At 44.0% G+C, this 12,178-nt stretch carries 8 protein-coding genes; 6 read left to right on the top strand and 2 right to left on the bottom strand.

Annotated features, from left to right (window positions below; translation table 11 throughout):
* Nucleotides 1-8 precede the first annotated feature (8 nt).
* Nucleotides 9-419, bottom strand: coding sequence for a DUF2141 domain-containing protein (locus tag LKX84_RS14795; RefSeq protein WP_228237924.1), 411 nt, complete (start codon nucleotides 417-419; stop codon nucleotides 9-11).
* Nucleotides 420-860, bottom strand: a complete 441-nt coding sequence (locus LKX84_RS14790) for a hypothetical protein (RefSeq protein ID WP_228237923.1) — start codon at nucleotides 858-860, stop codon at nucleotides 420-422. It abuts the gene before it with no gap.
* Between the two features lie 57 nt (nucleotides 861-917).
* Here LKX84_RS14790 and LKX84_RS14785 point away from each other — a divergent pair, with 57 nt between their 5' ends.
* The 6 genes from LKX84_RS14785 (at nucleotide 918) to LKX84_RS14760 (ending at nucleotide 12,178) form a co-directional block, all read left to right on the top strand.
* Nucleotides 918-1,715, top strand: coding sequence for an SDR family NAD(P)-dependent oxidoreductase (locus tag LKX84_RS14785; protein WP_228237922.1), 798 nt, complete (start codon nucleotides 918-920; stop codon nucleotides 1,713-1,715).
* Nucleotides 1,716-1,721: 6 nt separating this feature from the next.
* Entirely contained in the window at nucleotides 1,722-2,198 is a 477-nt protein-coding gene (locus LKX84_RS14780) for a hypothetical protein (protein ID WP_228237921.1), read from the top strand.
* 139 nt (nucleotides 2,199-2,337) lie between these two features.
* Nucleotides 2,338-5,445, top strand: a complete 3,108-nt coding sequence (locus tag LKX84_RS14775) for a VPS10 domain-containing protein (RefSeq protein ID WP_228237920.1) — start codon at nucleotides 2,338-2,340, stop codon at nucleotides 5,443-5,445.
* A 72-nt stretch (nucleotides 5,446-5,517) separates the two neighbouring features.
* Entirely contained in the window at nucleotides 5,518-7,266 is a 1,749-nt protein-coding gene (locus LKX84_RS14770) for a glycoside hydrolase family 13 protein (protein WP_228237919.1), read from the top strand.
* 86 nt (nucleotides 7,267-7,352) lie between these two features.
* Nucleotides 7,353-7,751 carry a hypothetical protein gene (locus LKX84_RS14765; protein WP_228237918.1) on the top strand — a complete coding sequence of 133 codons (399 nt, stop codon included), beginning with the start codon at nucleotides 7,353-7,355 and terminating at the stop codon, nucleotides 7,749-7,751.
* 77 nt (nucleotides 7,752-7,828) lie between these two features.
* Nucleotides 7,829-12,178 carry a CusA/CzcA family heavy metal efflux RND transporter gene (locus LKX84_RS14760; RefSeq protein WP_228237917.1) on the top strand — a complete coding sequence of 1,450 codons (4,350 nt, stop codon included), beginning with the start codon at nucleotides 7,829-7,831 and terminating at the stop codon, nucleotides 12,176-12,178.

Below are 12,178 nucleotides of genomic sequence, written 5' to 3'. Positions count from 1 at the left end.
ACAATAATTTAAAGATTAATATTGATCTCATAATCCGAGGTAATGCGAAAGGCGCATTCTTTGTATTTGGGTGGCCCGAAGGTTTTCATCTCGGCATTTGAAAAAGCTACTTTTTCCCTGGGTATGCCCAACCAATTAGTATCTAGTTTACCATTATCGTTCTCATCATGAAAAACGGCCAAGGCATATTCCCCTGCGGGTAGGTTCGCAATTTTTAAGACCACACTGCCTTCATGCGCCGGAACACTTTCCGTTTTCAACACACTTTCAAAAGAAAGAAAGGCTTCATCTGAATTGTACACCGCCACATTTACCTTTCCATTTTTAGTGGGCACATTATGTACGTGTACCGAAATGGTATGTTGAGCCAAGAGCATCAAGGGAAAACACATCAAAATGAAAAAAAACAAATTCCTCATTTATTCATTTCCTTTGGAAGTTGAACGGTTTTGTAAATCCGTTTGCAAAATGGAGTATAATTCCTGGGTCTGAAGACTATCTTTCAGGTTGATGTACATTTTTAACGAGTCGTGGTGCACCACTTTAATTTTCTGCTGCCTTAGGTCATCCACAAAAACATAGACTTTGGTTTGGGTGATGGAATCCTTAAAAACCCCTTTTTCGGTGGTCATCCAAGAAAACCCGCTGGAACGTTCCATTTCCGGCAATTTGTCGACCAAAAGTATACTGTCTATCTCAGCTAAAGGGACTTTTTGAAAGTAGATACCCGAAAAAATCCTAAGGTTGCCCTCCTCTATCTTATGCCAATTTTTGTAATGCTCCACAAAAACGAGCACGCAGAACACCACGGTGATTATGATCAGTACGTTCAAAAGCCAATGTCTTTTTTTATTGCCCATATGGGATGATACGTTTGAGGGATTTAAAGGTAGTGCAATTCAAATTAGCATTCAAAAATGCCCAATCCTATTATCTTTGAAGCATTAAGTATCACCATTATGGATTTTACCGGAAAAAATGTGTTGATCACAGGGGCCTCCCGTGGCATCGGAAAAGCCACTGCAATGGCATTCGCCCAAAACGGGGCCAAAGTCGGCATTAACTACAGAAGTAATGACGAAGCCGCCCAAAAGGCATTAAAAGAGCTGCCTGGAGAAGGTCATCATCTTTTTAAATGGGACATTACCCAAAAAGCAGATACCGAAGCATTGATTGCAGAATTCATTAAAGTTTATGGTCAGTTGGATGTTTTGGTGAACAATGCGGGCATTTCCATTTTCCATGAAATTGATAAAGTGGATTTCGATCATTGGACCCATGCATGGGAAAAAACCTTTGAAACCAACCTTTTTGCCGCAGCCAACCTGTGTTATTGGGGCGCCAAAGCCATGATGAAATCGGGTGGCGGTCACATTGTCAACGTCTCCTCCCGAGGATCCTTTCGGGGAGAGCCCACCAAACCGGCCTATGGTGCAAGCAAAGCTGCTTTAAATGCCATGAGTCAGTCCCTGGCCAAAAAATTAGCCCCTTATCACATTTATGTGGGGGTTGTGGCCCCGGGGTTTACCGAAACCGAAATGGCAAAGGAAACCCTCACCCCGGAAGAACGTGAAAATCTGTTGCGGGAATCCCCTTTTAAACGAATGGCCCAACCGGAAGAAGTGGCCCATGCCATATTGTTTTTGGCCTCTGATGGTGCGGCCTATTCCTCTGGTACCATCATCGATGTGAACGGAGCTTCCTATCTGAGATAACCAATCATGAAGCCATCCACCATAGCACAGCTCAAAAAAGAACTTCAATATCGATCTTCGGATGATGTGGTTCAACTCTGCTTGCGATTGGCCCGTTTCAAAAAGGAAAACAAAGAACTCCTAACCTATTTACTCTTTGAAGCAGACAATGAAGCTGGATACATCGAATCCGTAAAGCAGGAAGTGGATGAACTTTTTTCTGAAATCAATGTGAGCAGTTTCTTCTACATCAAGAAAAGTGTAAGGAAGATCCTTCGAACCATCAAAAAATACATCCGCTATTCCGGCAGCAAAGAAACCGAAGTGGAGCTGCTTTTATATTTCTGTGAAAGACTGAAATCCCTGCGTCCATCCATCAACAGAAACACTACCTTAAAAAATCTGTATGATCGGCAATTGGTTTATATCGAAAAGAAATTGCCATTGTTGCACGAAGACCTTCAATATGATTTTGGCGAACAATTGAACCAATTGAAAGGATAAACTTATGTTTTTTCAACCATTTCTTTAGAAAGTTTAAAAATATGGGGGACATCCACACAATTGATGAAACATTTTCAATGGTATTGAGTAAATTGTAACTTTATTTTAACCACTCAGAACCAACACCAACATTATGGGAATGCTAAAAACCTCAACCAGAACATGGCTGCTACTGTCCATGTTCCTCCCCTCAGTATTTAATTATGCCCAAACTACCACTGCTATGCAAGTGGATACTAGTTTTTATAGCGGGTTTAAATGGCGAAATATAGGCCCGGAAAGGGGCGGTCGATCTTTGGGTGCTTCTGGAAGTCCATCCAGGCCCAATGAATATTATTTTGGGGCCACAGGTGGTGGTCTTTGGAAAACCATAGATGGCGGTAATACGTGGAATTGTGTTACCGATGGACAGGTAACCAGCTCTTCTGTTGGTGCCGTTGCAGTAGCTGAGACCAATCCAGATGTAGTATATATCGGTATGGGCGAAACCCAGCTAAGGGGAAGCATCACCCAAGGGGATGGCGTCTACAAAACCACCGATGGCGGAAAGACTTGGACACATTTAGGCCTGGAAGAAACCCAAGCCATTGCAAGGGTTCGCGTCGACCCGACCAATGAAAATATCGTGTACGTGGCGGCCCTTGGTCATCCTTATGGAGACAATGAGGAACGTGGCGTTTTTAAAAGTACAGATGGTGGAGCCACCTGGAAAAAAGTACTTTATGTAAGCAATAAGGCCGGAGCTGCCGATCTGATCATTGATAGAAATAACCCTAACATTATTTATGCCAGCACTTGGCAGGTATACCGTAAAGCTTGGAAAATGTGGGGCGGTGGTACTGATTGTAAACTTTGGAAATCTACCGATGGTGGAGAAACTTGGACCGATCTTACCCAAAATGCCGGAATGCCAAAAGGCCCGATAGGTAAAATTGGGGTTACGGTTTCGCCAGTGGATTCCAACAGGGTTTGGGCCATTGTTGAAGCCAATGAAGGGGGTGTATTTAGATCCGATGACGGTGGAAAAACCTGGGAACTCACCAATAATGAGCGTAAGTTGAGACAACGTGCCTTTTACTATTCCCGATTGTTTGCAGACCCCAAAGATAAAGACGTGGTTTACGGATTGAACGTGGGCTTTTTCAAATCAACAGATGGAGGAAAAACCTTTGATGTGACCATTGATCCTCCCCACGGTGACAACCACGACCTATGGATCGACCCCAACAATCCCGATAGGATGATCAGCAGTAATGATGGCGGTGGGGTTGTAAGCCTTAACGGAGGTAAAACTTGGACAGAACAGGATTATGTTACTACACAGCTGTACCACGTTATGGCTACCAGTGATGTGCCCTACCATGTGGCCGGAGCCCAACAAGACAACACTACTTTGGCCATACCAAGTGAGGGTTGGGATTTTATGCAGGCCCGCGGACCCAACCATGGTTGGTATTATGCCGTAGGAGGAGGCGAAAGCGGTTGGATTACCCAAAGCCCTACCAATCCCGATATCTTTTATGCAGGAAGCCAAGGTGCTCTGCTCACCCGTTATGATAGAAGCAATGGCCAAACCCGCGACATACAGGTGTACCCCCGCTTTTTTTCTGGGGAACCTGCAAGTGCCCTTCCAGAAAGATGGCAATGGACGTTCCCGATCATGTTTGCGCCTAAAGATCCCAATGTCATGTACACTTGTTCCCAACACGTTTGGAAAACGACCAATGATGGACAGACTTGGGAAAGAATAAGTCCTGATCTTACCTATGCCGACCCGGAGACTTTGGGTAAAACGGGTGGTATGATCACTATGGATATGAATGGTCCTGAAATCTACGCCACAGTGTTTGCATTGGCACCATCAAACCACGACATCAATACCATTTGGGCAGGATCTGATGATGGGAAGATCCACATCACCCGTGATGGGGGAAAGACTTGGACGGATATTACCCCTAAAGAACTTCCAAAATTCTCCAGGGTAAGTATCATTGATGAATCCATACACAATCCAGGGACCTTGTATGTGGCAGCAAACCGTTACCAGGTTGACGACCGTGAGCCTTATGTTTTTAAGACGCACGATTACGGCAAAACTTGGACCAAGATCATCACCGGAATTGAAAAAGGGCATTTTGCAAGAGCCATCCGCGAAGACCACCAAAGGGAAGGACTGCTCTTTTTGGGCACGGAACATGGCGTTTATTTTTCCATGAACGATGGCGACAACTGGCAACCCCTTCAATTAAACCTTCCCGATACACCTATCAGGGATTTGGTGATAAAGGATAACGATGTGGTCCTCGGATCTCATGGTAGGGGATTCTGGATCTTGGATGACATTCAGCCCCTTCGTGAATACTCCCCAGAATTAAAAAGCAAAAAGAATGTCCTATTTAAACCAACGGACGCTATTCGGGGCATCTACAATGCCAATTTTCAATATTATTTGGAAGAACAGGTAGATACCATCACTTTTGAAATTTTGGATGGGAAAGGAAATTTGATCGACTCCTTTGGAGGGAATCAGCCTAAGTATAAAAAAGACGATGGTGAATCTTGGTACGGTAGGGGCACTTCCAAACCCACTACGGCCAAAGGCATCAACACCTTTTCATGGAACCTAAGGTATCCGGGGCCAACCACATTTGATGGGATCATCATTTGGGGCGGATCGGTCAAAAATGGTCCAAAGGCACCTTTGGGCACCTACAAGATCAGAATGAAAGTAGGTGATGAAGTAGTTCAGGAACTCCCTTTTAATATTGTGATAGATCCCAACTTAAAAGGTATCACTGCCGACGATCTGGACAAACAATTTGAATTGGCTTCCAAGATTACCAAAAAGGCCAGTATTGCCAACGAAGCGGTTATTCAAATCAGAAGTATCCGTAAGCAATTGGACAGTATTGGAAAAGGTATCACGAGCAAGCAGTTCAAAAAACTTTCGAGCGATCTTATGGTTCCCTTGACCGTTGTGGAGGAAGACCTTTACCAAGTCAAGAACCAGTCCGGACAGGATCCCCTCAATTTCCCGATAAAGCTGAACAACAGGTTCATTTCCCTTCAACGTAGTGTTGAAAATGGAGATGCCCGTCCGACAGATGCGTCTTATGTGGTTTTTGATGAGCTATCCAAGGAACTCGACATCCATATCGGAAAATTGAACAGTACTTTGGATAAACAACTTCCAAAATTGAATGCCTTTTTGGAGAAAAACGGAAGTGCTACCATCAGTTTGGAATAACCGCATTTCATACCCATAAGATTTCAGGCAAATCACCTATCTTTAAGGAACATAGCGCATAAATTAACTGTGATGAAACGTTCCTCAATTCGATTGGTGATTTGTCTTTTTATATTCTTGGTGGTGTCCAATTCCTGTAAGCAAAACAATGATTCTAAAACTACTGACCCTATTCCAAATGCCGCGTGGTGGAAAGAAGCCATCGTTTACCAAATTTATCCCCGCAGTTTTAAAGATTCGGATGGTGACGGTGTCGGTGACTTCAAAGGAATTATTGAAAAGCTCGATTACATTAAAAGTTTAGGCGTCACGGCCGTTTGGCTCAATCCCATTTACAGTTCTCCAAATGCCGATAACGGTTATGACGTGAGCAACTACCGTGGCATCATGGACGAATTCGGAACCATGGAAGACTTTGACGCCCTTTTGGCCGGATTGCATGAGCGGGATATCAAATTGGTCATGGACATCGTAGTGAACCATAGCAGCGATCAGCATGAATGGTTCAAACAATCCAGAAGTTCAAGGGACAATCCTTATCGTGATTATTATCATTGGTGGCCAGCTGAAAAAGGGGACCCTCCATATCGCTATAGTTTGTTCGATGCAAAGGGCGATGCCTGGCAATATGACTCACTGACAAATGCCTATTACCTGCATTATTTTGCCAAACAGCAACCCGACCTTAATTGGTCCAACCCCAAAGTGCGCCAAGAGGTCTATGACTTCATGAAATTTTGGGCCGATAAGGGTGTTGATGGTTTTCGATTGGATGCCTTCCAGTTTGCAGCCAAGGACACTACCTATCCTAAATTTCCGGATGGTTTTGAAAAGGACTTTATCCAATACTACGCCATGCAGGATGGGCTCCATGACTATTTGAAAGAAATGAACTTAGAGGTTTTCAGTAAATATGATGTTATGAGCGTTGCCGAAGGCGCCGGCCGTAATTTTGATGATGCCCATCAATTGGTGGACCGGGATAGAAATGAACTCAATATGGCCTATGCTTTTGAGGGTGTGGATATTCCCAAGTATGAGGGATATGAATTGGCCACCATGAAAGATGTTTTCAGCAATTGGGACAAGGAATTTGCGGAAGACGGTTGGCTTTCCATTTTTTTGGCCAATCATGATCAGGCCAGAATGGTGAGTAGGTGGGGCAATGATTCCGAGGTTTTCCGAAGTGCTTCGGCCAAATTGTTGAACACCTTTATTATGAGCATGCGGGGAACACCCTATTGCTATTATGGCGATGAATTGGGAATGACGAATATCGATTTTGATACCATTACACAATACCAAGACATAGCGGCAATTAATGGCTATCAAAAGGCTTTGTCCGAAGGGGAGGATATGGACTTGTTCATGAAGAAACTCAATTTTGGCTCACGTGACAATGGAAGAACCCCAATGCAATGGGACAATTCAGAGAACGCAGGATTCTCTGTGGCAACGCCTTGGCTACCGACGAATCCCAACTATGTCGACATCAACGTAAAAAAGGAAAACTCGGATCCTGGTTCCGTGTTGAACCATTTTCGGGAATTGACAAAGCTTCGAAAGGAAAACCTTGTCCTCGTATATGGAAGCTACGAACTTTATGCAGCGGAACATCCAACCATTTATGCCTACACCCGAACCTTGGGAGACCAGACCCTTTTAATGCTGTTAAACTTTTCCAAAGAAAGCGCTGACATAACATTTGATAAGGGATGGGCCAAATCCCCAATTCTTATAAATAACTATAATGACCTTCAGATTTTTAACGATTCCATAAAAATGAAACCGTTTCAAGCAGTGATACTGAACATCAACTAATTCATTATCAACCATATCAGAATCATTCTAAATTAATGGTCAGGTATTTATCCTACCTCGAATTGTCGTAATTTTATGGTGTCAGGATGAATAAACTTATTACCATAGGGACCGCAATGCTCATTTTGCTCCAGAGCATCAACATCCATTTTAAGGATTTGGTGGAATTGGATCAATTGGTGGAACACTACAAGTTCCACAGTGAGGAATATGGTGATAATTTTATGGTTTTCATGTCCAAACACTACGGCGAATTGAAAGCCTCCCACAGTCAAAAGCACCAAGAAGAACAGAAGGATCATGAAAAGTTGCCTTTTCAGCATCAATCCCAAAGTTTACAACAATTGGTCTTTATCATGGATTCCAACCCATTTTTGGGATCCCGTTCGGAAATTCCATTGACCAGAAAAGGAAATTTCCATTATCAGATGTCAGACTCCCAAGTGTGGGGCGATGGGTTGTTTCAACCACCCAAACAAGCATAATTCATAGTATCCCAGCCATAACTGGGCACTTTTCAGAGGCCTTATTGAATCTATAATGCTATCATTTTCTATGAATCATGTTTTCAAAAATCATTTCTTTTAGTGTAAAGAACAAGTTCATTGTTCTACTCTTTACTTTATTTATTGCTTTGGTAGGTTTGTACTCCCTATCAAGAATCCCCATTGGTGCCGTCCCCGACGTGACCAATAACCAGGTACAGGTACTCACCACTTCCAGTAGTTTGTCCACACAGGACATGGAGCAGTTCATCACCTACCCGATTGAGCTGGAAATGGCCAATTTACCTGGGGTTGTGGAAATCCGGTCGGTTTCCAAATTCGGACTTTCAGTGGTCACCATTGTCTTTGAGGATGACTTGGGCACGTATTTGCCCCGTCAACTTATCGCCGAAAAAATCAAATCGGCCTCCAAACGTATCCCAGAAGGTTTTGGAACTCCGGAAATGGGACCCATAACCACTGGTTTGGGGGAAATCTATCAGTACGTTCTCGATGTTGAACCCAAATATCAAGGGCAATATACCTCCACCGATCTTAGGACCATTCAGGATTGGATCGTGAAACGTCAACTCTCTGGAATTCCTGGAGTCGTAGAGGTCAATACTTGGGGTGGACACCTGAAACAATACGAAGTCGCCATCCAGACCCAAAAGTTGAATGCTCTGGACATAGCCGCCAGTGAAGTTTTCACTGCTTTGGAAAAAAACAACAGCATTGCTGGCGGTGGATACATTGAGAAAGTCAACCAAGCCTACTTTATCCGCGGTGAAGGCTTGGTGGCCAACCTCAAGGATATCGAAAATATAGTGGTAACCACCCGGAATGGGATTCCTATTTATATAAAGGACATTGCCAAAGTCGGGTTCGGTAGCGCTCCCCGCTTTGGTGCCATTACTGGTAATGGGGAAGGCGAGAAAGTGTTGGGCCAAATCATGATGTTGAAAGATGCCGACTCCAAAAGGGTGATCGAAGCCGTGAAAGAAAGGGTAGCCAATATTTCGGAAGCCCTACCGGAAGGGGTTTACATCAATCCCTTTTTGGATCGTAGTGAATTGATCGGAAGAACCACCTTTACCGTGACAGAGAACCTTATTTTAGGATGTCTCATTGTAATTTTTGTTGTCGTTCTGCTTTTAGGAAATTGGCGTTCGGGGCTTGTTGTCGCCTCCGTAATTCCACTTTGTTTGTTGTTCGCCCTTACCATGATGAACATTTTTGGAGTGGATGCCAATTTGTTGAGCCTTGGCGCCATTGACTTCGGTATCATCATCGATGGAGCGGTGATCATCGTGGAATTTATTGCATTCCAAATCAGTCAAAAACAATCGGAATTGACCAATTTGGAAAAGCATGAAATTCAAGCCGTTAAGGATAAAATAACGGTACAAGGTGCAACCAAGATGATGAACTCTGCTGTATTTGGACAGCTAATCATTCTACTCGTTTTCATCCCCATTCTTTCGTTAAGCGGTGTTGAGGGAAAAATGTTCAAACCGATGGCATTGACTTTTAGTTTTGCACTACTTGGAGCAGTATTGCTTTGCTTTACCTATGTTCCCGTTGCTTCGGCCCTATTCCTGAAACCTAAAAAGGATGAATCCAAAGGGATATCGGCTCGGTTGGTAAACTGGATCAACAGACAATACGAACCCGTTATACATTGGGCCATGGAGAGCAAAAAATTGGTGCTATCCATCGCCGCAGCCTTATTGGTTGGGGCCGTCCTTCTTTTTACGACCATGGGTGGTGAATTTGTCCCTACATTGGATGAAGGGGATTTTGTGATTCAACCTGTACTCAAGACAGGGACCTCATTGGCCAAGACTGTGGAAACTACCACCAGAATCGAAAAAATCCTTTTGGAAAATTTCCCCGAGGTAAACCAAGTGGTCAGTAGGATCGGGGCCGCAGAGGTTCCTACAGATCCAATGTCCATGGAGGAAAGCGACGTGATCATATCCCTGAAACCGAAATCGGAATGGGTTTCTGCGGAGACCAAGGATGAGCTTGCGGATAAATTCAAGGAAGCACTAGCTGTGATCCCTGGAATGGAAGTGGAATTCACCCAGCCCATTGAAATGCGCTTTAACGAGTTGATTACAGGAGTTCGTGCCGATATTGCCATCAAGATTTTTGGGGAAGACCTTGAGATTTTGAACAAAAAGGCCAACGAGATCAAACTACTTATTGAACATGTGGAAGGCGCTTCGGACATTACCGTGGAAAAGGTGGAAGGACTTCCGCAAATGAACGTTGCTTTCGATCGGGCCAAGATTGCCCGTCACGGTCTCAACATTGCGGACCTGAACGAAATGGTCTCCATGGGATTTGCCGGAAAAATTGTGGGCAGTGTGTTTGAAGGGGAACGCCAATTTGATATGGCCGTTCGGTTGGATGCCGATAACCGTCATGATATTTCCGATCTTAAAAATTTATACGTAGATCTTCCAACAGGTGGTAAAATTCCGTTGAGCGAACTAGCTGAGATCACCTATCAAAAAGGTGCAGCCAAAATATCACGGGACAATACCCGGAGAAGGATAGTTGTGGGTATCAATGTACGAAACCGTGATTTGCAATCCGTGGTGGATGATGTACAGCTGTTGATCAACAAGAACGTCAAACTGCCCACCGGATATACTATTTCCTATGGCGGACAATTTGAAAACCTACAGAATGCCAAGGCAAGATTGATGATCGCAGTGCCCATTGCCCTGTTGCTCATTTTCATCATGTTGTATTTTGCCTTCCATTCGGTTAAGGAAGCTTTGTTGATTTTCTCCGCCATTCCACTTTCCGCAGTTGGAGGGGTGCTTTTGTTATGGCTCAGGGGAATGCCATTCAGCATCTCGGCAGGGGTTGGTTTTATTGCCTTATTCGGTATTGCCGTGTTGAACGGTATCGTACTTATCGAACATTTTAAGGAGTTGAAGGGGAAAGATTTCGACTCCATGGAAGATCTTATCAAACAAGGAACCAAAGACCGTTTGCGTGCCGTTTTATTGACCGCTTCGGCTGCCGCTTTAGGATTTTTGCCAATGGCGGTCTCCACTAATGCAGGTGCCGAGGTACAACGTCCTTTGGCCACGGTGGTTATCGGTGGGTTGGTAACGGCAACCATGCTCACCTTGGTGGTATTGCCTGTTTTGTATGCATATTCCCATAACATCAAATTCAAGGGAATGAGACAAAGAAGAAAAATGAAAAAGATGATGAAAAATCAGGGATTGACCCTAATTCTAATCCTGCTTTCCTTTTCTGGATTTTCCCAAACCAAACTGAACCTTGAAGACTTGAAGTCCCTATCTGTGGAAAACAACAAGGGAATTCAGGCAGGCGCTTTGATGGTGGACCAGGCCGAAGTATTGAAGGGAACCGCCTTTCAGTTGGAAAAAACGGATTTCTACTATCAATATGACGAGAACAACCTGGCCTTGAACGGAGAACCCTTGAAGGTTTTCGGGGCAAAGCAGATGTTGGAATTCCCGACGGTGTATGGGGCCAAGAGCAAGGTGCAGAAATCGAATTTCGAGCTGCAAAAATCCTCTTTGGAACTTCAGAAAAAGACCTTGTTCCAAGCATTGAGTACAGCCTATTACGATTACCAAACACTGCATCAAAAGGCTAAAATGTACCACACGTTGGATAGCATCTACACCAAGTTTGCCCATGCGGCGGACCGACGTTTTGAGCTTGGTGAGACCAACTATCTGGAAAAGGTAACTGCGCAGGCCAAACAACGGCAGATTGCCAATGCCTACTCCAAGATCCAAAGGGAAATATTGACAACAAAAGCTTTGATTTTTAGTTTGGTGCAAAGTGGGGACACATTGGACATTGCCGTCGAAAACCCGGGAAAACTCTCCGTTCTGAATGCTACTGGACTATCAGAAACGGAAACCGCTTTTTTGAATCAGCGTCAAGATCTGAGCAATGCCCAAAAAAGTTTGGAAGAAAACCGATTGCTTCCGGACATCGACTTGGAATATTTTCAAGGTACGAACAAAGGGTTGGGCACTTCGTTGTATGGCGTTCAATTGGGAATAAGGGTTCCGTTGTTTTTCTTCGGACACAGCAACAGGGTGAAATCCTCAAAGATCCAGACCAAGATCACGGCCATGGAAAACCAGGAGATCAGCATTACCACAACCCAAAGGCACAAATCGCTTTTGCAACAGTTGGAACAGCAGACCAAGGAACTTTCCTATTATGAAGATGAAGGGGGGTTGCTTTCCGAACAGATTTTGAAAGCCGCTTCGGGCAACTTCAGCAATGGGGAAATCGACTTTTTTCAATACATCCAAAGTTTGGAGAATGCCTACGAAATACAGTTGAATTACTTGGATGTGCTCAACCAATACAACCAAACCGTGATTGCCATTAATTACTTGACCATAACATTATAA

It is taken from the genome of Allomuricauda sp. M10, assembly GCF_020782875.1.
Lineage (GTDB): Bacteria > Bacteroidota > Bacteroidia > Flavobacteriales > Flavobacteriaceae > Flagellimonas.
Note: the sequence above shows the minus strand (reverse complement) of the source record. Positions and strands in the feature narration are given on the sequence as shown.